The sequence below is a fragment of the Chitinophaga eiseniae genome, assembly GCF_012641265.1.
GTDB lineage: Bacteria > Bacteroidota > Bacteroidia > Chitinophagales > Chitinophagaceae > Chitinophaga > Chitinophaga eiseniae_A.
This window is the reverse complement of sequence record NZ_JABAHZ010000006.1, coordinates 476458-498724: the sequence shown is the minus strand read 5'-3', so window position 1 is coordinate 498724 and position 22267 is coordinate 476458. Positions and strand designations below refer to the sequence as shown.

Below are 22267 nucleotides of genomic sequence, written 5' to 3'. Positions count from 1 at the left end.
TCCTATTATCTTTGCAGGTGATGAGAAAATTAAGCATGGATGAACTGGGCCGGAAAACGGTAGCCGAGTTCAAGGCCGCCGATAAAACGCCTATTGTACTGGTGCTGGATAATATACGCAGCATGCACAACGTAGGCTCCGTATTCCGTACCGCTGATGCTTTCCTGGTACAGGGGATCATACTTTGCGGGTACACCCCGGTGCCTCCTCACCGCGATATTAATAAAACAGCCCTGGGCGCTACCGAAACGGTAGAGTGGCAGTACTTCGATACTACCATGACGGCAGTGCAGGAGCTGAAAGCCGCAGGTTACCAGGTGATGGCAATAGAACAGGCGGTCAACAGCCATATGCTGGACCAGTTTACGCCACCCACTGATCAGCCATTGGCACTGGTTTTCGGGAACGAAGTGAGCGGGGTAGACGCAGAAGTGATGAAAGTGGTAGATGGTTGTATCGAAATCCCCCAGTTAGGTATGAAACATTCTTTGAATATTTCTGTGAGCACTGGTATCGTGGTTTGGGATATCTTTGTAAAACTGGCGACCTTCAACCGCTAGGGATAACGGGAGGGTGTAAACTATTTTTTAATAAATAGCGAATGGTATGGAACAGTACCGGCAGCTAAAACCTAAGCACTGTATGATTTCTACGGTTAACAAATATCTTTCACTGGTAAAGTTCAGTCATACCATTTTTGCCATGCCTTTTGCATTGACGGGCTTCTTCATGGCTACTACCAAGGGTGGCGGCAGTTTTAGCTGGGCTACTTTCGGGCTGGTGGTATTGTGCATGGTATTTGCCCGCAGTGCGGCCATGGCCTTCAACCGCTGGCTGGATGTGGATATCGATAAGCTCAATCCACGTACTGCAAAAAGAGAAATACCGGCTGGTATCATATCTCCCAATAATGCTTTATTTTTTATCATAGCCAATGTGGTACTGTTTATCGTTACTACCTGGTTTATCAACAGAATTTGTTTTTACCTGTCGCCGGTGGCATTGCTGGTGGTGCTGGGATACAGTTATACCAAGCGTTTTACCGCGCTTTGCCATATGGTGCTGGGCGTAGGGCTGGCATTGGCGCCTATTGGCGCTTACCTGGCGGTAACCGGTGAGTTTGCATTGTTGCCGGTGCTGGTGTCTTTCCTGGTGCTGTGTTGGGTGGCCGGCTTCGATATTATTTATTCTTTGCAGGATGAAGATTTTGATAAGTCACAACAACTGAATTCAATCCCTGCCTGGCTGGGACTTTCCGGCGCCCTGCGCTTTTCGGAGTTGCTGCACGTGGTGGCAGCTGCCTTAGTGATAACAATCGGCCTCACCGGGCATTTTCACTGGCTGTTCTGGATAGGCGCCGCAGTATTTATTGTAATGCTGGTATCCCAGCATTTGCTGGTAAAGCCCAATGACCTGAGCCGCATCAACGTGATGTTTATGACCACCAATGGTATTGCCAGTGTGGTATTTGCTGTATTTGCCATTGCAGATATGCTGATAATGGGATAATATATTCACCTCAAAAGATATTCACATGCCTCGTTTAATGGCCATTGACTATGGGAAGAAGAGAACCGGACTGGCCGTAACAGATCCGCTGCAACTGATTGCCAGTGGATTAACTACCATCCCTACCCATGAACTGATTCCTTTCCTGAAGAAATATTTTGCCGCCGAACCGGTGGAAACGATCGTAATAGGGGAGCCTAAAAACCTGGATGGAACGGCTACCGATGCCACAGCCCTGGTAGCGGAATGTATCCGGGTGATAAAGAAAAATTTCCCCGATATCCCTATCGTCAGGGTAGATGAGCGGTTTACATCAAAAATGGCCTTCCAGACAATGATCGACAGCGGGCTGAAGAAGAAAGACCGCCGGGACAAAGCCCTGGTCGATGAAATCAGCGCTACTATTATGCTCCAGGAATACCTGAGAAATAAAATATAAAATAAAGTTATTATAATGAACTGCAACACAGGAGCTACAAGCCTGAAATTGCCTATCTTTGCGGATTAAACCAAGAATTTGAACATGATTTTGCCAATAGTAGCATATGGGCACCCGGTATTAAGAAAAGTAGCGGAAGACATTACGCCCGATTATCCTGGTCTGAAGGAATTGATTGAAAATATGTGGTCTACCATGTACGGTTCCAATGGCGTAGGCATTGCAGCACCACAGGTAAATAAAGCAATACGGTTGTTTGTAGTGGATAGTGAACAGATTATTAATAACCTGGAAGAAGATGAGAAAAACGACTATCCCGGCGATAACGGTGTAAAAGGAGTATTTATCAATGCACATATAGTGGAAACCGGTGGAAAAGAATGGGCCTATAACGAAGGTTGCCTGAGCATCCCCAAAGTACGCGAAGATGTAAACCGTGCGGAAACAGTGACATTAAGCTATGTAGATGAAAACTTTACACCACATGTGAAAACATTTACGGGTGTTACCGCCAGGGTAATCCTTCACGAATACGACCACATTGACGGGGTGTTATTTATCGATCACCTGAAACCCCTGAAACGCAGAATGCTGAAAAGTAAACTGGACGATATCTCCAAAGGCAAAATCAGGGTGGATTACAAGATGACTTTCCCTAAATAGGAAATAATTTTGTAATGTAAAGAAAACCTGTTATTTTGGTATTATAAAGTATAACATCCATATCCTCAAACTTGGGAGCTACCTTAACATACACTGAAGTAGAGCTGATTCAGGGCCTTTTGGCCAGGGAGGAAAAGATATTTACCTACCTATACGACCACTATTCACCTGCTTTATACGGTGTAGCCCTCAAGGTAGTAGGCGAAGAAGCTGCCGCAGGGGATGTACTGCAGGAGGTGTTCGTAAAAATATGGCGTAACATAGATCGTTATGATCCCTCAAAAGGCCGTTTGTTCACCTGGATGCTGAACATAACACGCAATACAGCGATAGATAGTCTCCGATCCAAAAATCACAAGTTAGACCAGCGGATACAGGATGTTAACAGCGCATCACTGGTATACGAGCCACAACTGGCAGTACATTTATCTGTAGATCACCTCGGACTGAGTAAGGTGATAGAACAGTTACAAAAAGATCAGCGCATTATTATTGATATGGCTTATTTTAAGGGTCATACACAGGAAGAAATAGCCAAATCTCTTGAAATACCTTTAGGAACTGTGAAGACCCGCATGCGCAACGCTATTATCCAATTGAGAACGCTCTTAAAACAGTTGTAATACTGAAACATAGTGGATGTACAACGTTACATATCATCTGGAATTCTTGAAAGCTACGTTTTTGGCATGTTGCCAGAAGCTGAACGCAGCGAAGTAGAAGCTATCGTAGGACAATATCCTGATGTAAAAGCCGCTGTAAACTCGTTACAGCTGGACAAGGAAAGGTTTGTTCAGTTGTATGCCGTTTCACCTCCATCTGCCATTAAAGACAAGTTAACGGAAATCATCCGCCAGGAGAACACCCTGGAAGGCAATGAAAAATTACCGGAAGACTTACGTATCCCCAGCCACCAGTCTGCTGGCGAAAAAAAAAAGCCAGTAAAGGAAGCAGTAATTAAACAACTGCCGGTCGCCAGGAAAAAGGACGACCGCAAGTGGAAAATAATGACCGCAGCTATCGTGATTTTATTGTTAGGTAGTGTGCTCCTGAATTTTTTCTTCTTCCAGAAATCCACTGACTATAAAAGCCGTTACAAATCATTGATTGCGACCAAAGAAAAACTGGAAGCAGAAAAACAGCGCGAAGCCTTAACCAGCGTCCATTCTCCGGCAGCCCCGGTGATAGATCCGCTGAGCGATCCCGCTTTTAAATGGACTACCATCCAGGGTGCAGGCTTGTTTAAGGGAAAGACCGTAGCGGTGGGCTGGAATGCAGGCACACAAACAGTTTACCTCCAGGCCAGGTCGATGCCGGTGCCTCCCACTGGTAAGCAATTCCAATTGTGGGCCATCATCAATAAGAAGCTGGTGGATGAAGGCGTTTTTGAAACCGGTGCAGAAGCCGCCCAGGTATTGCAACAAATGAAACCACTGGCAGCTGCTCAAGGTTTTGCTGTAACGCTGGAAAAAGCAGGAGGTAGCCCCGAGCCCTCTATGGACCAGGTATGTATGTCGGCGAAGATTGCGATGTAAAAAATGTAAGAGAAGCCCCTGTTGTTTAGGATCGAATGAAGAAGGTGGCTAGATGTGCAGAGATAAGTGGGAATAATTCCATATCCGTCAATTTTTATTCTCTAACATCAATAATGAACCAAATCCGCAGGAGGGTGACCCTGTACCCGATCAAGACCTGCAACCACCAAAAGTATGTCCATGCAAGAAGAAACAACCAAAAGCCTATCCTGGAAATGGATTGCCGCCGCAGCTGCCATACTGCTGATCGGTAGCCTCATTCTCAACTATGTGTTCTTTAACCGGTACAGCGAATTCAAAGAGTACAAAGATAAATACGAATCTTTGCTCCTCTCCCAGAACTCCATTTTGTCAAAGAGCAATCTTTACAAAACCCGCTTAGAGCAAATGGAAGAATCGATGGACATTATCCAGGATCCTAAAGTATTGAAGGTGCCAATGCCGGGAACCAAAGCATTCCCTGAGGCATTAGCTACCGTATTCTGGAATCCGCAGAGCCAGCAGGTTTACCTGAAAGTGAACAAACTGCCGGAACCAGCCGCCGACAAACAGTACCAGCTCTGGGCTATCGTAGACGGTAAGCCGGTAGATATGGGTGTGTTCGAAATGGGCGATACTGTGAAACTCCTCCAGAAAATGAAAGTAACCGGCAAAGCACAAATGTTCGCCGTTACCCTGGAGAAAAAAGGTGGCGCCGCATCTCCAACAATGGAACAAATGTATGTGGCCGGAAAAATTCCGGGATAATCCTGGAAAGCTGAAAGCCTAAAACAAAAAAAGCAAAAAGCTATTGTAGCGAATGATCTAAGCGCGTATATCTTACCCGCCCCGGTCACTCGCTATAATAGCTTTTTGCTTTCCGCTTTCTGCTTATCGCTTTTTCCTTAAATTGCAGGCATGTCACATATTTGGAAAAGTATAGCCGGAACCGTAGCCGGCTGCCTGCTACTGTTTACACAACTCAATGCCCAGGATACAGCCCGCTATAAAGGCATGACAGTTAACCTGGACGAAGTAATTGTGGAAGCAAAACGTATAGGCTTCGACGTTAACAGCTTTATTAAAAGGGTAGAAGAAGACACTACCTTTTACCGTGCATTCAAAAATTTACATATCGTAGGATTTGATGCCGTTAACGATATCCAGATACTGGACAAAGGCGGTACCCAGGTAAAAGCCTCCCTCTTTAACCGCACCCATCAGGACATGAAAGGCAGATGCCGTACCATGCAGACGACCGACGAAAAAATAACCGGCGATTTTTATACCCGCAAAGGAAATTATAACTACTATACCGCTGAACTATATGCTAACCTGTTTTTTACCAAAGGCACCGTTTGTGTAGATGAAACCGGTGAATCGCCCGAACGCTCCAGCGGAAGCCTCGCCCGGCATAAATCACAGCTGAAACAACTCATCTTCAATCCCGGTAAGCCCGTACATGGCGTGCCCATCGTAGGACAAAAAGTAGCCATCTTCAATTATGAAGTAATGCGCTTCTACGATTTTTCTATTTCTGCCCAAAATTATGTAGATGGAACCCCCTGTTATGTATTTACAGCGAAAGCCAAACCAGACCTCAACCGTATCGACAGGGCCGATATTGTTATAGATGAACTGATCACCTGGTTTAATAAAGACAATTTTGAAATCGTGGGTCGTAAATATGCCCTGTCTTACAAAACAATGCTGTTCGACTTTAACGTGAAGATGGATGTACAGATGACGAAATACAATGGTCTGCTGATCCCTTCCCTGGTTTCTTACAGCGGAACCTGGAATGTACCCTTCAAAAAGCGTGAAACTGCCGTTTTTGCCGCAAAATTCATGAATTTTACCACTGCTCAGTAGCTAGTTCAGCAGCGTAATAGTACCGGTTTTATGCACTGGTAATCGCGTATCCGTTTCTTTGTAGTCCACAATCCATACATAGGTGGCTACGTCTGCTGTTTTCCCGTTGATCTTCCCGTTCCAGCCCACCTGGGGATCGGTGGTATAAAATATCCGTTCCCCCCAGCGGTTGTAAATGCTGATGGTATAATCGTAGATAGGACAACGGTAAAGAGGCCGGAAAAAGTCATTCCTGCCATCGCCGTTAGGTGTGAAGGCGGTAGGGAAAAATAACTGGCAGACGCAATCGTGATACGTGACTGTTACAGAATCGACTGATTTGCCACAGCTGTTATATGCTACCATGGCATATATACCCGGCCTGGTCACAGTGTACATCGGAGTGCTGGTACTGTCCTGCCACTTAAAAATGCTGCCGCCGGCACCGGTAGCGCGCAACTGGTACACTTCATTTTTACAAAGCAATGTATCCGGACCCAGGTTTACCCGCAAGGTATCGTCGAACGCTACTGAAATACTGTCGAACGACTCACAGCGGCCTATCTTGGCATGCACATAGTAAAAGCCCGGTTTGGTCACAAAATAGGTGGCCTGGTCTGATCCATCCTGCCAACGATAAACCCCATTGCCGAAATCGGCTGTCAACACCAGGAAATTTCCTTTACAAATGGTAGTATCGTTGCCCAGGTTCAGCTTCTTCAGGCGATTGTAGTTGATGAAAATAGTATCTATCACGCTACAGGTATGATTTATTTCTACCAGCGCCCATAGATTGGTGGTTTGATTAATCGTAACAGACGGCGTAGTGGCGCCGGTGCTCCATTCCCATTTGGTAGCTTCGGGGATCTTTGGTGCTATCGTAATAGATTCGCCCGGGCATAATAACGTATCGGGCCCCAGCGAAAAAGGGTAGGGGGCGCCGGTAAAGGTAATGGTTACCTGGGCCGACATCATAGCGCAACCTTTCGGAAATACATCTACATGATAAGTACCGGAAGTGGTTACAGGCTGCGTAGGCTCTGTATTACCGGTATTCCACAGGTAGGTACAGTTTTGGGCGGTGGCGTCCAGGGTAATGTTTTCACCGGTGCAAAGCACCAGGTCTTTGCCCAGGTTGATTTTAGGAATGGGCGTATAAAAAATATTTACCGAATCCGGGTTCGGACATCCGTTGATTTTTACTTTATAGGTAGCGGAAGTGTCTACAAGAATGCTGCTGCCGGTAGAGCCATCCTGCCACAGATAGGAGGCGCCGGGTATTACCGGTGCGCTGAGCGTCATGGTGGAGCCTTCACATAAGGTGATATCTTGCGGCCCCAGGTCAAAAATCACCGGTGTTACGATGGTAATAGGTTGTATGGTGGTATCAGGTATGCCCTGCCGCCATGCAATGAGCGTATCGTTGTAAGTGCCAATAGCAGTATAAATATGGAAAGCTCCACGGATATTAACAGCGGAATCTTTTGGTCCGGATGCCGGATCACCGAAATACCATTTTACGGAATCAATTCCTGCCGGGGTATTGATCTGGAAAAAGGAGGTATCATTTACGCAGGTAGAAGATACGGTAAATGGGGTTTTACCCTGTGCGGCGGTAGTTTCGGGGAGCAGGCAACAGGCAGCTAGCACAAGCACCAGGTATAAGATACGAACGGAAATGGATCTTTGGCTTCTCATGTATTGACATGGGTAATTACCGCTAAGATAATATAAAACATGTAGAATATTTTTAATAATAAAATTGGGAGAAGAAAATGATTACGCCATTTTCTTCTCCCAAATCATATTTATTCCTGAGTTATTAGTCCGCTCAGCTTTCTTCATCTTTCAGAGGCCTGGCAGAGATATATCTTTTCCATTTCTCCAGCACGCTGGTGAAGTCGGCTGGCAATGGGCTTTCGAAATGCATTTGCTGGCGGGTACGTGGGTGTATGAATCCCAGTTGTTGCGCATGCAGGGCATGGCGGGGCATAATATCGAAGCAGTTATCGATAAACTGCTTATACTTCGTATATATGGTGCCTTTTACAATACGATTGCCGCCGTAGGTTTCATCGTTGAAGAGTGAATGGCCGATATGTTGCATGTGTACACGGATCTGGTGGGTGCGGCCTGTTTCCAGCCGGCATTCTACCAGGCTTACATAATTGAAGCGTTCCAGCACCCGGTAGTGGGTAATGGCTTCTTTACCATATTCACCATCGGGATATGCATCCATGATTTTCCGTAACCGTTGGTGGCGGCCTACGTGGGCTACTACGGTTCCTTCGTCCTCTTCAAAATCGCCCCATACCAGCGCTATATATCGGCGATGTACGCTATGGTCAAAGAATTGCTTGGCCAGGTCATTCATGGCTTTCGACGATTTGGCGATGACCAGTAACCCGCTGGTATTTTTATCGATCCGATGCACCAGTCCGAAGCGTGGAATTTCTGGCTCTGTCACCTGTGTTTTATCGCCCAGGTACCACGACAAGCCGTTTACCAGGGTGCCATCACGGTTACCACAGCCGGGATGCACTACCAGGCCGGCCGGTTTATCAATCACCATCACATCTTCATCTTCGTATACTATGTTCAGTGGTAACTCTTGCGGAATAATGTCGTTGTTCTCCGGATTCCGGTTGGAAAACACTACAATCCTGTCCAGTGGCCGAATTTTGTAATTGGCTTTAACGGGTTTATCGTTTACCAATACCATCTCACCATCCAGGGCTTGTTGTACCTTGTTGCGGGTAGCGCCTTCAATGCGGTTTGTAAGGAATTTATCAATACGGAGGGGTTCCTGACCTTTGTCCACCACCATATTAATTTTCTCATATAATTCCTCACTGCCATCACCATTATCCAGCTCATCTTCCAATTCCAGCAGTTCTTCAGCCATTAATATTATTTTTTTGCAAAGGTAAAGTTTAGTTGCCAGTTTAGCAGCCCCTGGTCAAATGTTCGGGATCACGGCGAATTGGCGTACCTTTGCGCAGCGAAAAAGAACCAGTACGATCATGGAAAAAGTAAAACAACAGATTGTAGTAAAAGACCTTGGTACCATCGGTTACCGGGCTGCCTGGGACTACCAGGAGCAGCTATTGAAAGAAAATGTGCAGTTGAAATCAGCTACCCCCGCCGGACAGCCAGCGCCTACTACTCACTACCTGCTGTTTTGCGAACATCCACCGGTATATACCATCGGTAAAAGCGGGCATATAGAAAACCTGCTGATCTCCGAACAACAATTGCAGGAAGAAGGTATCGACTTCGTGCCTACCAACCGGGGCGGCGACATTACCTTCCACGGGCCAGGCCAGGTGGTAGGTTATCCCATACTGGACCTGGAACATTTTTTTACCGATATCGGCAAATACCTGCGTTGCCTGGAAGAGGTGATTATCCGTACCCTGGCAGAATACGGGGTTACCGGCGATCGCTCCAAGGGAGAAACCGGCGTATGGCTGGATCCACAGGATAAAGCCAACGCCCGTAAAATATGCGCGATGGGCGTACGTTGCAGCCGCTGGGTAACCATGCATGGCTTTGCACTCAACGTTAATACCCTCATGGATTATTTCAATAATATCATTGCCTGTGGCATCGCCGATAAACAAGTAGCTTCACTCGACAAAGAAGTAGGACATGCAGTGAGTATGGAAGAGGTGAAAGCTAAGCTGAGCAAGCATTTTGGAGAAGTGTTTGAAGCGGAGATGGTGTAGGAACGAAAGAATAAGTATAAACTAATCAGGGCCGTATTCATCGCAGGATGGATGCGGCTTTTTGTTTGTGCTCATATCGGGTGTTTTGCCGATAATTCAAAATATCGGTTATTTAGCCGATAATTATATTGTTTATATTTATTAACTATTGATTTTAAATAACTTTATGTTCACTATTTTATATTGTTTACAGATAGTGAACGTATATTAAAAAGTGAACCTGTCTTGGTAAACATAAAAATGTTCATTAAATTTGAATGTTCACTGCCCGTAAATAGGTGAAATAAATGAACATGATACAAGAAGTTAACGTAATAGAGAGCATACTTGCACGGCTAAATGAAGTTGCCGGAATAGAGGGGCGTTATAAAGCCTGTAAATCGGGTAAGAAAGAGATTGATGGTGAAATAGACTTTCGTTTCAGAAACGGTGGCTATCACGCATTTGTTGAGATCAAAAGAGAGTTTAAAGCTTACCACTTACCAGATATTATAAATTATTCGAAGAAATACAGACCCCTCATGGTTGTAGCCGAACATATTTATCCTGCTCAAAAGGAAATATTGAAAAACAATGGTATTGGCTACCTGGACGGCGCCGGAAATATTTTTTTAGAACAAGGTAACAATATACTGTGGCTGGAAGGACATAAACCAATTAATACTAAAAAACGAGTCACTAACAGAGCTTTTACAAAGACAGGGCTTAAGTTGGTTTTTTATTTTCTGATAAATGAAGAATCAATTAATCTACCCTACCGTGCCTTAGCGGAGGCGGCTGGTGTATCATTAGGTAACATTAAAAATGTGATTGAAGGGCTGAACGAAGCTGGCTTTATTCTACAAATCGGGAAAGAAAGAAAAGTTCTTCAAAATAAAAAAGCTCTTTTAGAAAGGTGGATCACAGGATACCAGGAAACATTAAGACCTTCTCTACACCTGGGTGATTTTAATTTTGCAGGTCAGGAGAAAGCTACAAATTGGAAACAACTACCGGATGCGGACATGCCAATGGTGTGGGGAGGAGAAGCGGCAGCAGAATTACTGATTGATTTTCTGAAGCCCGAACAACTCATACTGTACACCGAAAAGGAAAAATTAGCAGTGACACGTGAATGGAGGTTAATACCTCATAAAGATGGACAGTTAAGACTCTACAGAAAATTTTGGAATAGCTTAAATTGGGATAAAAAGAAATTGGCGCCACCAATACTAGTCTACGCTGATCTCATGATTACTGGGGATCCAAGGTGTATCGATGCGGGAGTTATTGTTTACAATAAATTTTTAAAGGATGAATTTGAACGGCGTTAGAGAGGAAGTACTAAAAGATTTATTTGATACATTGGAAGAGGTATTTAGAGAATTGGAAATTGATTATTATTTGATTGGCGCCGTTGCCCGTGATATATGGTATGCCAGGTATAATAAACAGTTTAGGAGAACCAAGGACGTTGATTTTGCCGTACTGGTAGGCAACGGTCAGGAGTATGATGTATTACGGGAATATATGAAACAGCACAAGGGCTTCACTTCTATAAGAGAAAATTCATTTGTACTCATCTCTCCGGATGGGATTCAGGTGGATATCTTACCCTTTAGTGAAATTTCTCATACCAATGTTACGGGGACTAGTTTTACCAATATTTCTGTGGAAGGATTTCCCGAAGTTTATAGATTCGGTCTGGAGAAAATAAATCTTAACACTGGTCACCATTTCAAAGTGGCTACTTTACCTGCTATTGTATTATTAAAGTTGATCGCTTTTGATGATCGCCCTGAGAAAAGGCTAAAAGATGCGCGGGATATTGCCAATATCCTCGCGCATTATTTTGAGCTACAAACGGATCTTATTTATGAAAAGCATGTAGATCTTTTTCGTGAAGATTTCCCCGGCTACCGGGACCTGGATGTGGCTACAATTGGAGCGATTGTAGTTGGAAGAGAGATAAAGCAGATGGTAGCAACTAATCGTCAGCTACAGGCGCGAGTGCTTTATATCTTACAAAACCATATCAAAGAAGCAGAAAACAGTATGTTCGTAAGGAATATGGTAATTGAAAGCGCAGGTAGTGTTAACGAAATGCTACAATGGCTGAACGGCATACTGATTGGTATGTCATGAAAAACAAAAAAACTGTTCCGGATAAGAGGTCCGCTGGAGCGGGACTGACCGGACTAGAAAACCGTCTGAACCAGCCTTTGTATATTCCTGTATACAAAGTTTTTCCTCCTACATCTTATAATTCAACGGAATAAACAAATTCCACTTCTCCAGCACTTTCCCATTCTCAAATATTTCAAAATTGAACCAGCCTGCGTGCAGGAAAATCGCTTTTTCCAAAATCAGGAAAGGTCCTTTTACCTCTGGTATATCAAAGAGGAAGGCTCCGTTTGGCTCGTAAAATTTTACGGCATATTTTTTCTCCGGAGCATCTGGTAATTTGATATTCACATTACCATCTGCGGTGGTATAAATATAGTTTGACGGGTGCCACTGCACTCTTTCGGGCTCTTTGTTTTCCTGCTCTTTGCCTCTGAGGCCTTTGGCGGCATCCTTGATATCGGCATATTGGAGTTTCTGGTCTGCGCGGATACTGCTATCGGATAAGGCCAGTACCGTTTTACTATACATATAATGCCCATTGGTGAATAAAATAAACAGGCGGTAATAGTTACTACCGGGCAGGGGCTTATTATCGAGGTAAGCATTCCTTGTTTGGGTAGGATAGCTGGCATACCCGATGGTATTAAAATTCAGTACGCTGTCGAGCGACCGCTGGACACCGATTTCTTTGACTTGCGTAAAGCCGGAGATCCAGTCCAGTTGTATTTTACCGGTTTTAATGGTAGCCACGAAGTTGGGCAGTACGGGCGGAACATAGGTTTGTTCCTGCGCTTTCCCTGTAAATGCCGTCAATAAAAATATTCCAATAACAAAAGTTATACGCACAATTTGCTTCATACTGATTATTCCGAGCTCTTTAAGTTGGCAAAAATACACTACCGTTCAAATATAATGAACAGTTTTTAAAAGGTTAAAACGCCGGGAGGGAGGGAAAGATTGCCTTGCAGCCCGCCGGTATGTATCAGCAATACCTGGCTGTTGTCCGGGAAATAGCCTTGCAGGGCCAATTGATGAAATGCTTTTACCAGTTTGCCTGTATAAATAATATCTGTTGGAATGCCTGTTTGAACATAAAAGCTATTGATAAAATCTATGAGTGCGGGTGTTTTCCTGGCATAACCGCCTTCGTGGAAATCGTGTAACAGGGTCCAGACCGGTCGGGGCCCGGGTTTTAGCAGGTCGTTCACCTCGCTTTCCAGGTATTGGGCGCCTTTCAGTACAGGGATCCCGATCACCTGCTGTTGCCCGGTAGCGCTGTTGATCAGTCCGGCCAGCGTGGTGCCGGTGCCTACGGCGCAAAGTATATGTGTATAGTGGGTGGTAGGGAGAATAGACAGGATTTCTTCACAACCCTTGGCGCCCAACGGGTTGTGCCCGCCTTCTGGAACCAGGTGATAATCGGGAAACAGGGAAGTATAAGTATCTAATGCGGTCCCCTTCCGGTAATCTTCCCGGCTTACAAAGATCAGCTCCATACCATTAGCAGTAGCCGTTCGCAGGGTATGGTTCCCGGAGACATGATGCTCTTCCCCGCGTATAATGCCAATGCCCGTAATACCGGCTTCTTTGCAGGCTACCGCCGTAGCTGCAATATGATTGGAGTATGCACCTCCAAAAGTGAGTATACCACTGCAGCGATCGGCCAGTGCAGCCTGTATATTATATTTTAATTTAAACCATTTGTTGCCGGATATCTCCGGGTGAAGCTGATCTAAACGCAGCATGGCTGCGGAGATATGCTCCGGCAGCCATGCGGTGTGTATAGATGTTAAGCTGATGTCGCTATAATGCAGCATAGTTATTCGTTGGTAAGGAAACCACCTTTTCCCCTGTATAGCTTCACGGCCTTGTCCAGCTTCACTTTCAGTACAGTCACGTATTTATCCTGCACCTGTTCCGGTACATCAATGTATACCAGCCCTGGTACCGGGCTCCAGGAGATCTTACCTACTACCTTATGCGACAGCGGGGTATTATTGCCCAATACGGTGATGCTTTCAATTTTATTGGACAATCCTTTCACCATGATCGGACCACTGGTTTTAGCAGCGAGGAACAGGTAAAGGGTGGTAGAATCTTTCGACAGGGTGGTAGGACCATAGAAATGCCCTTGTGGAATACCGCCAATGGTGTTGAAAATAGCCTCGCCATTGCGTTTATTCCAGGCGCCCAGTTCTTTGAGCAGGTGTACTTCTTCATCGGGGATGCTGCCGTCTGCACGGGGGCCTATGTCCAGCAGCAGGTTGCCACCATTGGCCACGGCATCCGCGAAGATGGTGATGATTTCGTAGGGTGTTTTCCAGTTGGTGTCCTGTGGCTGCCATCCCCAGTTATTGTTGATGGTCATACAAAGCTCCCACCAGTGGAAATGCGGACGGGTAACGGGGAAGTTCTGTTCGGGGGTGTCGTAGTCGCCATACCCTTGTAAACGCCCGTTGATAATGGTATTAGGATTATGATCGGTGAGCATTTTTCGCATTTTAGGGGCTTCCCACTCTTCGGCAGAATGTTCCCAATCACCGTCAAACCACCATAGGTCGGGGTTGAACTTGTTCATTACTTCCGCCATCTGGCCCTCGTAAAACCCGAGGAATTTCTTCCATCTTTCGGGCTGTGCTTTGATATCATAGCGGTTGCTGTCTTTCAAAAACTGTGGATAATCCGGGTAGCTCCAGTCGATCAGGGAGAAATAGGCCCCACATTTGATACTATCGCGCCGCAGGGCTGCAAAAAAGGGGGTAAGCACATCTCTTTTGGCTGGCGTGCTCTTAGCAACATTCAGTTTGCTGTATTTGCTGTCCCAAAGGGCCACTCCGTCGTGGTGTTTGGTGGTCATCACCGCATAGCGGGCGCCAGACTCCTTGATAAGGTCGGCCCAGGCCTGTGGATCGTAGTTACTGGCGGTAAAGCCTTTCAGCTGCCGCATGTAATCAGGATAAGAGATTTTTTTGTTGTGGAATGACCAGGATTCATCGATTCCGTTTACAGAATAGATGCCCCAGTGGATGAAAATGCCCAGTTTGGCATCAGCAAACCACTGCATTTTTTCTTTGATCTCTTCAGGATTTGTTTTTTCCTGCGCACTGGCAGCGGTAAAAAGTTGCGTGGCAAGGACTCCCAGCACTAGTAATCTCTTCATTGTTCGGTTTAATTAATCTTTAAAATACGTGTTCTACACAAAAAGAAAGTGTGAAAATAGTTTTAATGATTAAATTTAACGCCGTTATTTTAGGTAAATAGTTGTCAATTATAAAACTAATATCAGCAAAATGCAACCGACTTTATTGATTTTGGCGGCCGGAATGGCCAGTCGTTATGGCAGTTTGAAGCAAATCCAGCAATTTGGCCCCAGCGGAGAAACTATCATTGATTATTCTATTTACGACGCTATCAGCGCCGGTTTTGGAAAAATTGTGTTCATTATCCGCGAAAACTTTGCAGCAGAGTTCAAAGAAATCTTTGAACCTAAGCTGAAAGGCCGTGTAGAGGTGGATTATGTATTCCAGGAAATGGATGCATTTGTAGGTAGCCACACCATTCCTGCCGACAGGACCAAGCCATGGGGTACCGCTCATGCGATCCTTTGTGCGAAGAATGCCATCAATGAGCCATTTGCCGTAATCAACGCGGATGACTTCTATGGTACCGACTCTTTTGTGAAAATGGCGGCTTTCCTGAAAAATGACTGTAAGCCAGATGTATACAGTGTGGTAGGTTATGAACTGGGCAAAACCATCAGTGAACATGGCTCTGTATCCCGCGGCGTTTGCGAAGTGGGCGCTACGCAGAACCTCACGGCTATCAACGAAAGAACTAAAATATATAAAGACGGCGATCAAATCGTGTACGAAGACGCAGACGGTGGCAAGCACCCGCTGTCAGCCAATACACCGGTATCTATGAACTTCTGGGGATTCCATCCCAGCGTGTTCCAATTGAGCCAGGATCTATTCACCGAATTCCTGGATAAGAACATCAGCAATCCTAAGTCTGAATTCTTTATTCCGATTGTAGCTGATGAATTTATCCGTCGCGGTAAAGGCGAAGTAAAAGTATTACCTACCAGTGCAAAATGGTTTGGTGTTACTTACAAAGAGGATGCACCTGGCGTGCAGGCCAGCTTGTCCGAGCTGGTTAAGAAGGGAGAATATCCAGACAATTTATGGAAATAAAACCCAACACAAAAATCCTTCAGGCTTTCGGATTGGAGCCTGAAGGATTAAATGTCCGAAGATTTGGATCAGGACACATCAACAACACTTTTTTGCTGGAAAAAAAGCAGGACGGCAGTAAGTATGTTTTACAGAAAATCAATGTAAACGTATTTAAGGAACCAGGAGTGATCGCCGCCAACCAGAGAATGGCAGCAGATTTCCTGGCAGTTCATCATCCCGGCTATCTGTTTATTACGCCGATCCCCACGGTTAACGGGGAAGAGCTCTTTGTAATTGACAACGAATACTGGAGAATGATCCCTTTTATTGCGGATTCCGTAACGGTAGACCAGGCCGACAACCCAAAGCAGGCGTATGAAGCAGCCAAACAGTTTGGCCGCCTCGCCAGTTACCTTTCGGGAATTGACCTGAAGCCGTTTAAAGCTTCTATTCCAAACTTTCACAACCTTACCTTGCGGTACAGCGCCTTCCAGGAGGCTATCCGCACCGCTAAGGAAGACAGGAAAGCTGCAGCAGAAGAGATGATTGAAGAATTCCTCCGCTATTCTGACATCGCTGTAACGTATGAACAACTGAAAACAAATCCCGATTTCAGGGACCATCTGATGCACCACGATACCAAAATCAATAACGTATTGCTCAACAAGGATACTTATGAAGGTATTTGTGTGTGTGACCTGGATACCCTGATGCCCGGAAAAATCATCTCAGACCTCGGCGACATGGTACGTACCTATGTTTGCCCTGTTTCTGAAGAAGAAAAAGATTTCAGCCAGATCGTTATCCGCGAAGAATACTACGAGGCCCTTATGCAGGGGTATCTCGAAGAGATTGGCGGTACTTTAACCAAAGTAGAAAAAGAACAACTGTTCTTTGCCGGGAAGTTCATGATCTACATGCAGGGAATCAGATTCCTCACCGATTACCTGAACGGTGATGTATACTATCCCATTAAACATCCGACACACAACTATGAACGCGCTAAAAACCAACTGGTACTATTGCAGCGGCTCATGGAAAAAGAAGCGATACTGCAGGAAATTATCGACAAATGCCTGCTTATCAGCGTAACAAGTGAACAGTAAAATGAAATCATTTTTAGAACGTGAACAGTAAATGAAATGAAATCATTTAGATCCCGGTGCACTCCGCACCGGGATTTTTTTTGCGCTTCCCCGTGTTTTGTACACAAAATTGGTAGATTAATTTATAAGGAACTATTGAATTGTTTAGAAAATGAACAAGTATTGATCTCTTTTTTTAAATATTTTCAAAAACATCTAATGTGATTAATTTTTTACGAAATATTGGGAAGGTTATTGTTTTTTATTTTTTTCGCGAATACTTTTGTAGAAACACAGTCAATAACAAGCACCTCCATGTGGGTAAATAAAGACAATATAAAACTTAATCACATCGTACCTCAGCTCAATTGGGCTATCACGAAGGTCGTGATTATCGTCGTTGTCATTATTAGCCACCAGTTCGGAGGATAGGTAAACGTGCATATAATCACAAGATATAGAGCCTTCCTCCGCAAAGAGGAAGGCTTTTTTTTTGGACGATAGATTCCTGGTATAATTTCAATTTTATGTATAGCTATTACAACGACAACACCATTCTTTACATCAACGGGGAGTACACCAAAGCGAACACCGCTACAACTGACCTGTTTGGCCAATCGCTCCACTACGGTTACGCAGTATTTGAAGGCATCCGTGCCTACAAGACCGCTAACGGAGAAGTGAAAATTTTTAAAGCAAAAGAACACTTCGACCGCCTCCAGCGCTCTTGTGAACTGATCCACATCCCTTACAAATTTGATAACGAAGCGTTGATCGCCGCCTGTTACAAAGTACTGGAGATGAATAACATGGAAGAAGCTTACATCCGACCGCTGGTTTTCTGTCCGCCTAACATGACCCTCAAAGCAGCATCGGAATCAAATATCCTGATCTGCGCATGGGAATGGGGAGCGTACCTGGGAGAAAAACTGTTGCGCGTAATGACTTCCTCCTACGAGCGACCTAATCCTAAAGCCTTTAAGATAGAATCCAAATCCGCCGGTCTCTACGTAAACTCAATACTGGCCTCACAGGAAGCAAAGGAAAAAGGCTACGATGAAGCACTCCTCCTCGATATGAATGGTTACGTTGCAGAAGGCCCCGGTGCCAACATCTTCTTCGAAAAAGACGGCAAAATCTACACTCCTCCTGCCGGTAACATCCTCCCAGGCATCACCCGCGCCACCGTTATCGAACTTTGCCAGGAACTGAATATCCCACTGGAAGAAAAATTATTTACCATCGCTGAACTGAAAGAAGCCGAATGCGCCTTCTTCTGCGGTACCGCCGCTGAAGTAATTGGCCTCGACTCCCTCGACGGACAATCATTCGGTAAACCATGGGCACAGTCACTCGGAAAAGTACTGCAACAGGCCTACAAAGCCAGAGTACTGGAAAAATCCTTCCAGCGCGAAGCTCAACTGGCCTAAATGATATACAGCTGAAAGCTGAAAGCCGGAAGCACAAAGCTATTGAAGTGGATATCTACCATCCATTATGTATGGGGTTTTTACCAGATATCTGTAAATGGGCTTCAGCAAACATAGGTAGCTTTATGCTTTCCGCTTTCCGCTCAACGCTTTCTGCCTTGAAGGTCGTAAATCGAAAAATCCACAAACCTTTACTGTAAAGGGTTTGGACAACTGAAAGGCAGATTTGAATACCGGTAATTTGGAAATTGTTGGTTTGACTATGAGGCAACTACCGGGTAATTTGTGGTGAAGTTTTAAAATAGGGTTACTATAACTCCGGTAATAACTAAAGCAATGGAATTAAATAAATACAGCAAGACGATTACGCAGGATCCTACGCAACCAGCCGCACAGGCACAGTTGTATGGAATTGGCTTGACAGAGGAAGACTTGAAAAAAGCACAGGTGGGTATTGTTAGCATGGGCTACGATGGTAATACCTGCAACATGCACCTGAACGACCTGGCACAGGACGTGAAAAAAGGCGTCTGGGCCAATGACCTGGTGGGACTCATTTTTAATACCATTGGCGTCAGCGATGGTATGAGCAATGGTACCCCCGGTATGCGCTACTCTCTCGTAAGCCGCGATCTGATTGCTGATTCCATTGAAACTGTAGCCGGAGCGCAGTATTATGATGCCCTCATTACTGTTCCAGGCTGCGATAAAAACATGCCCGGTTCCCTGATGGCCATGGGTCGACTCAATCGCCCGTCTATCATGGTTTACGGCGGTACCATCGCCCCCGGAAAATATAAAGGCCAGGATCTTAACATCATCTCCGCTTTCGAAGCACTGGGTCAGAAAATGGCCGGTAAACTCGATGAAGGCGATTTTAAAGGCATCGTACAAAACTCCTGCCCCGGCGCCGGCGCCTGCGGAGGTATGTACACCGCTAATACCATGTCTTCTGCTATTGAAGCACTCGGTATGAGCCTGCCCTATAGCTCATCCAACCCCGCCCTGAGCAAGGAAAAAAAGGATGAATGCCTCGCCGCAGGTAAATACATCCGCCTGCTCCTGGAAAAAGATATTAAACCCAGGGACATCATGACGAAAGACGCATTTGAAAACGCGCTCACCATCATCATGGCCACTGGTGGCAGCACCAATGCCGTACTGCATTTCATCGCTATCGCAAAATCCGTAGGCGTTGATATTACCATTGATGATTTCCAGCGCATCAGCGATAAAACACCGCTGATCGCCGACCTCAAACCAAGTGGTAAATACCTCATGGAAGACCTCCACAACATCGGCGGTATTCCCCTGGTAATGAAATACCTCCTGCAAAAAGGATTCCTTCACGGTCACTGTCTCACCGTTACCGGTAAAACAATTGCCGAAAACCTGGAAAGTGTACCAGACCTGGATTTCAACGCACAGGATATCATTGTACCGCTGGAAAAACCATTGAAATCATCCGCACATATTCAAATCCTCTACGGTAACCTGGCCACCCAGGGATCTGTAGCCAAAATAACTGGTAAGGAAGGCGAACGATTTAAAGGACCTGCCCGTGTATTCGATGGCGAATTTGAATTGATTGCCGGTATTACCTCCGGTAAAGTGAAACAGGGAGATGTCGTCGTCATCCGCCACGTAGGTCCTAAAGGCGCACCAGGTATGCCGGAAATGCTCAAACCTACCAGCGCTATCATGGGCGTGGGCTTAGGTAAAAGCGTTGCCCTCATCACTGATGGCCGCTTCTCCGGTGGTACCCACGGATTCGTGGTAGGCCACATTACCCCCGAAGCTTTTGAAGGTGGTAATATAGCCCTGGTACAAGATGATGATATCATCGAAATCGATGCAAAAAAGAACTTTATCAATGTGGAACTGAGTGATGAAGAACTGGCTGCCCGCAGGGCAAAATGGGTACAACCCGCATTGAAAGTATCCAATGGAATCTTATTTAAGTACGCAAAACTTGTAAAAAATGCAACAGAAGGATGTGTTACCGATGAAGCCTGAGATAGCTGATAAGCAGTTGACTGTAAAGCCCGTTATTACTGGCTCCGAAGCAGTGATCCGCTCCCTGATAGCAGAAGGAGTCGACACTATCTTCGGTTATCCCGGCGGGGCGATCATGCCTATTTATGATGCCCTCTATGATTTCCAGGATCAGGTACACCATATTCTCGTCCGTCATGAACAAGGTGCTACACATGCTGCCCAGGGATACGCCCGCAGCTCCGGTAAGGTAGGTGTGGCTTTTGCTACTTCTGGTCCCGGCGCTACCAACCTGGTAACAGGTTTGGCAGATGCTTATATGGATAGTACGCCTATGGTATGCGTTACCGGCCAGGTAGCCGCTGCCCTGCTGGGTACAGACGCTTTCCAGGAAACAGATGTGATCGGTATCACCATGCCTATCACCAAATGGAATATACAGGTAACCCGCGCAGAGGATATTCCTGCTGCCATGGCCAAAGCATTTTATATTGCCCGTAGCGGCCGCCCAGGCCCGGTACTGGTAGATATCACCAAAAATGCACAGTTCGGGGAGTTTGAATACGAGTACAAAAAATGTGAATATATCCGCAGCTACCGCCCTATTCCTGAATTAAGTATGGAAGCAGTGGCAGATGCAGCAGCCCTGATCAACAGCGCCCAAAAACCATTCATCCTTTGTGGTCACGGAGTATTGTTATCCGGTGCAGAAAAAGCATTGATTGCACTGGCAGAAAAAGCACAGATCCCGGTAGGATCCACCTTGCTGGGCCTTTCTGCAGTACCAGTGGATCACCCGCTGTACGTAGGTATGCTGGGTATGCATGGTAACTACGGTCCTAATATGCTCACCGGCGAAGCCGATGTGGTAATTGCGGTAGGTATGCGCTTCGATGACCGGGTAACGGGCGACGTAGGTACGTATGTGCCCAACGCCAAAGTTATTCACATCGAAATTGATGCCGCTGAAATCAATAAGATCGTGAAAGCGGATGTAGCAGTGCACGCCGATGCCAAACCCGCGCTGGAAGCGCTGTTGGAACTGGTGAAACCTGCGCAGCACAGCGAATGGCTGGAAGAATTCAGGGCAGCCGATAAGAAAGAATACGAAAAAGTACAGCATAGAGAATTATATCCCGAAGCTGGTGAACTGAAAATGGCAGAGACCATCCGCCTCATCTCAGAAAAAACCAAGGGAGAAGCCGTACTGGTAACAGACGTAGGACAACACCAGATGGTAGCTTCCCGCTACTATCGGTTCAAAAATCCTAATACCAATGTTACCTCCGGTGGTATGGGTACAATGGGCTTTTCATTGCCGGCAGCCATGGGCGCCAAAATGGGTACCCCGGAAAAAGAAGTAGTGGCTATCATTGGTGATGGCTGCTTCCAGATGACCCTCCAGGAACTGGGCACTATTTACCAGTCACAGATCGGTGTGAAAATAGTGATCCTCAACAACAACTTCCTCGGAATGGTAAGACAATGGCAACAGTTGTTTTTCGACAAACGCTATTCTTCAACTGAAATGGTCAATCCCGATTTTGTACAGATTGCCAAAGGGTTCTTTATCCCCGGCAAGAAAGTAACAGCAAGGGAAGATATATCTGCCGCCATTGATGAAATGCTGGCACACAAGGGCGCTTACCTGCTCGAAGTAGTGGTGGAAAAAGAAGACAACGTATTCCCCATGGTGCCGGCCGGCGCTCCTATATCTTCCATCAGACTGGAGTAGCAGTACAGGAAGGATTCATTTTGATCATTTGTAATTC

21 protein-coding genes are annotated in these 22267 nt (G+C 45.6%); 16 read left to right on the top strand and 5 right to left on the bottom strand.

Features of this window, described 5'->3' with window-relative positions:
• Positions 1-20: 20 nt before the first annotated feature.
• The 8 genes from HGH91_RS24215 (at position 21) to HGH91_RS24180 (ending at position 5997) form a co-directional block, all read left to right on the top strand.
• Positions 21-560: an RNA methyltransferase gene (locus tag HGH91_RS24215; protein WP_168741446.1), complete on the top strand. Its 540-nt coding sequence runs from the start codon at positions 21-23 to the stop codon at positions 558-560.
• 82 nt (positions 561-642) lie between these two features.
• Positions 643-1509: a UbiA-like polyprenyltransferase gene (locus HGH91_RS24210; RefSeq protein ID WP_168741497.1), complete on the top strand. Its 867-nt coding sequence runs from the start codon at positions 643-645 to the stop codon at positions 1507-1509.
• Positions 1510-1534: 25 nt separating this feature from the next.
• On the top strand, positions 1535-1948 hold the full coding sequence (ruvX, locus tag HGH91_RS24205; protein WP_168741444.1) for a Holliday junction resolvase RuvX: 414 nt from the start codon (positions 1535-1537) through the stop codon (positions 1946-1948).
• An 84-nt stretch (positions 1949-2032) separates the two neighbouring features.
• Positions 2033-2611: a peptide deformylase gene (gene def / locus HGH91_RS24200; protein ID WP_168741442.1), complete on the top strand. Its 579-nt coding sequence runs from the start codon at positions 2033-2035 to the stop codon at positions 2609-2611.
• Between the two features lie 71 nt (positions 2612-2682).
• Positions 2683-3234: an RNA polymerase sigma factor gene (locus HGH91_RS24195; RefSeq protein ID WP_145672089.1), complete on the top strand. Its 552-nt coding sequence runs from the start codon at positions 2683-2685 to the stop codon at positions 3232-3234.
• 66 nt (positions 3235-3300) lie between these two features.
• Positions 3301-4146 (top strand): anti-sigma factor domain-containing protein, encoded by an 846-nt coding sequence (locus tag HGH91_RS24190; protein WP_168741440.1) that lies wholly within the window; start codon positions 3301-3303, stop codon positions 4144-4146.
• A 180-nt stretch (positions 4147-4326) separates the two neighbouring features.
• Positions 4327-4893 carry an anti-sigma factor gene (locus HGH91_RS24185; RefSeq protein ID WP_168741438.1) on the top strand — a complete coding sequence of 189 codons (567 nt, stop codon included), beginning with the start codon at positions 4327-4329 and terminating at the stop codon, positions 4891-4893.
• Between the two features lie 150 nt (positions 4894-5043).
• A complete protein-coding gene (locus tag HGH91_RS24180; protein ID WP_168741437.1) occupies positions 5044-5997 on the top strand; it encodes a hypothetical protein in 954 nt (317 codons plus the stop codon).
• Here the strand turns inward: HGH91_RS24180 and HGH91_RS24175 are convergent, their stop codons facing one another.
• Both HGH91_RS24175 and HGH91_RS24170 read right to left on the bottom strand, forming a co-directional pair.
• On the bottom strand, positions 5998-7674 hold the full coding sequence (locus HGH91_RS24175) for a gliding motility-associated C-terminal domain-containing protein (protein ID WP_168741435.1): 1677 nt from the start codon (positions 7672-7674) through the stop codon (positions 5998-6000).
• Positions 7675-7807: 133 nt separating this feature from the next.
• The gene (locus HGH91_RS24170) at positions 7808-8881 is read right to left on the bottom strand and encodes an RluA family pseudouridine synthase (RefSeq protein WP_168741433.1); all 1074 of its coding nucleotides are present in this window, start codon (positions 8879-8881) and stop codon (positions 7808-7810) included.
• Positions 8882-8999: 118 nt separating this feature from the next.
• Here HGH91_RS24170 and lipB point away from each other — a divergent pair, with 118 nt between their 5' ends.
• From lipB to HGH91_RS24155, 3 genes are all read left to right on the top strand, one after another.
• Positions 9000-9704, top strand: a complete 705-nt coding sequence (lipB, locus tag HGH91_RS24165; protein WP_168741432.1) for a lipoyl(octanoyl) transferase LipB — start codon at positions 9000-9002, stop codon at positions 9702-9704.
• Positions 9705-9997: 293 nt separating this feature from the next.
• Positions 9998-11017 (top strand): type IV toxin-antitoxin system AbiEi family antitoxin, encoded by a 1020-nt coding sequence (locus HGH91_RS24160; protein WP_168741430.1) that lies wholly within the window; start codon positions 9998-10000, stop codon positions 11015-11017.
• Complete coding sequence (locus tag HGH91_RS24155; protein ID WP_168741428.1) at positions 10998-11828, top strand: nucleotidyl transferase AbiEii/AbiGii toxin family protein; 831 nt, start codon at positions 10998-11000, stop codon at positions 11826-11828. The genes HGH91_RS24160 and HGH91_RS24155 overlap by 20 nt, the downstream gene beginning before the upstream one ends.
• A gap of 108 nt (positions 11829-11936) precedes the next feature.
• On the opposite strand, the gene HGH91_RS24150 is transcribed toward HGH91_RS24155, so the two are convergent.
• From HGH91_RS24150 to HGH91_RS24140, 3 genes are all read right to left on the bottom strand, one after another.
• Complete coding sequence (locus tag HGH91_RS24150) at positions 11937-12668, bottom strand: hypothetical protein (RefSeq protein ID WP_211092403.1); 732 nt, start codon at positions 12666-12668, stop codon at positions 11937-11939.
• 65 nt (positions 12669-12733) lie between these two features.
• Positions 12734-13627, bottom strand: coding sequence for a 1-aminocyclopropane-1-carboxylate deaminase/D-cysteine desulfhydrase (locus HGH91_RS24145; RefSeq protein ID WP_168741424.1), 894 nt, complete (start codon positions 13625-13627; stop codon positions 12734-12736).
• A gap of 2 nt (positions 13628-13629) precedes the next feature.
• Positions 13630-14970, bottom strand: coding sequence for an alpha-L-fucosidase (locus HGH91_RS24140; RefSeq protein ID WP_168741422.1), 1341 nt, complete (start codon positions 14968-14970; stop codon positions 13630-13632).
• Positions 14971-15100: 130 nt separating this feature from the next.
• On the opposite strand from HGH91_RS24140, the gene HGH91_RS24135 reads away from it, so the two are divergent.
• From HGH91_RS24135 to ilvB, 5 genes are all read left to right on the top strand, one after another.
• Positions 15101-16003 (top strand): sugar phosphate nucleotidyltransferase, encoded by a 903-nt coding sequence (locus HGH91_RS24135; protein ID WP_168741420.1) that lies wholly within the window; start codon positions 15101-15103, stop codon positions 16001-16003.
• Positions 15994-17091: a phosphotransferase enzyme family protein gene (locus HGH91_RS24130; protein WP_168741418.1), complete on the top strand. Its 1098-nt coding sequence runs from the start codon at positions 15994-15996 to the stop codon at positions 17089-17091. Before HGH91_RS24135 ends, HGH91_RS24130 begins: the two co-directional genes overlap by 10 nt.
• 506 nt (positions 17092-17597) lie before the next feature.
• Entirely contained in the window at positions 17598-18500 is a 903-nt protein-coding gene (locus HGH91_RS24125) for a branched-chain amino acid transaminase (RefSeq protein ID WP_168741416.1), read from the top strand.
• 336 nt (positions 18501-18836) lie between these two features.
• A complete protein-coding gene (ilvD, locus tag HGH91_RS24120) occupies positions 18837-20516 on the top strand; it encodes a dihydroxy-acid dehydratase (RefSeq protein ID WP_168741414.1) in 1680 nt (559 codons plus the stop codon).
• Positions 20482-22230: a biosynthetic-type acetolactate synthase large subunit gene (gene ilvB, locus HGH91_RS24115; RefSeq protein WP_317166853.1), complete on the top strand. Its 1749-nt coding sequence runs from the start codon at positions 20482-20484 to the stop codon at positions 22228-22230. Before ilvD ends, ilvB begins: the two co-directional genes overlap by 35 nt.
• Positions 22231-22267: the final 37 nt, after the last annotated feature.

What these genes read in the sequence shown, in the direction of transcription:
- HGH91_RS24215 (WP_168741446.1), top strand. Translation starts at nt 21, where the DNA reads ATGAGAAAATTAAGCATGGATGAACTGGGCCGGAAAACGGTAGCCGAG.
- HGH91_RS24210 (WP_168741497.1), top strand. Translation starts at nt 643, where the DNA reads ATGATTTCTACGGTTAACAAATATCTTTCACTGGTAAAGTTCAGTCAT.
- ruvX (WP_168741444.1), top strand. Translation starts at nt 1,535, where the DNA reads ATGCCTCGTTTAATGGCCATTGACTATGGGAAGAAGAGAACCGGACTG.
- def (WP_168741442.1), top strand. Translation starts at nt 2,033, where the DNA reads ATGATTTTGCCAATAGTAGCATATGGGCACCCGGTATTAAGAAAAGTA.
- HGH91_RS24190 (WP_168741440.1), top strand. Translation starts at nt 3,301, where the DNA reads ATGTTGCCAGAAGCTGAACGCAGCGAAGTAGAAGCTATCGTAGGACAA.
- HGH91_RS24185 (WP_168741438.1), top strand. Translation starts at nt 4,327, where the DNA reads ATGCAAGAAGAAACAACCAAAAGCCTATCCTGGAAATGGATTGCCGCC.
- HGH91_RS24180 (WP_168741437.1), top strand. Translation starts at nt 5,044, where the DNA reads ATGTCACATATTTGGAAAAGTATAGCCGGAACCGTAGCCGGCTGCCTG.
- HGH91_RS24175 (WP_168741435.1), bottom strand. Translation starts at nt 7,674, where the DNA reads ATGAGAAGCCAAAGATCCATTTCCGTTCGTATCTTATACCTGGTGCTT.
- HGH91_RS24170 (WP_168741433.1), bottom strand. Translation starts at nt 8,881, where the DNA reads ATGGCTGAAGAACTGCTGGAATTGGAAGATGAGCTGGATAATGGTGAT.
- lipB (WP_168741432.1), top strand. Translation starts at nt 9,000, where the DNA reads ATGGAAAAAGTAAAACAACAGATTGTAGTAAAAGACCTTGGTACCATC.
- HGH91_RS24160 (WP_168741430.1), top strand. Translation starts at nt 9,998, where the DNA reads ATGATACAAGAAGTTAACGTAATAGAGAGCATACTTGCACGGCTAAAT.
- HGH91_RS24155 (WP_168741428.1), top strand. Translation starts at nt 10,998, where the DNA reads ATGAATTTGAACGGCGTTAGAGAGGAAGTACTAAAAGATTTATTTGAT.
- HGH91_RS24150 (WP_211092403.1), bottom strand. Translation starts at nt 12,668, where the DNA reads ATGAAGCAAATTGTGCGTATAACTTTTGTTATTGGAATATTTTTATTG.
- HGH91_RS24145 (WP_168741424.1), bottom strand. Translation starts at nt 13,627, where the DNA reads ATGCTGCATTATAGCGACATCAGCTTAACATCTATACACACCGCATGG.
- HGH91_RS24140 (WP_168741422.1), bottom strand. Translation starts at nt 14,970, where the DNA reads ATGAAGAGATTACTAGTGCTGGGAGTCCTTGCCACGCAACTTTTTACC.
- HGH91_RS24135 (WP_168741420.1), top strand. Translation starts at nt 15,101, where the DNA reads ATGCAACCGACTTTATTGATTTTGGCGGCCGGAATGGCCAGTCGTTAT.
- HGH91_RS24130 (WP_168741418.1), top strand. Translation starts at nt 15,994, where the DNA reads ATGGAAATAAAACCCAACACAAAAATCCTTCAGGCTTTCGGATTGGAG.
- HGH91_RS24125 (WP_168741416.1), top strand. Translation starts at nt 17,598, where the DNA reads ATGTATAGCTATTACAACGACAACACCATTCTTTACATCAACGGGGAG.
- ilvD (WP_168741414.1), top strand. Translation starts at nt 18,837, where the DNA reads ATGGAATTAAATAAATACAGCAAGACGATTACGCAGGATCCTACGCAA.
- ilvB (WP_317166853.1), top strand. Translation starts at nt 20,482, where the DNA reads ATGCAACAGAAGGATGTGTTACCGATGAAGCCTGAGATAGCTGATAAG.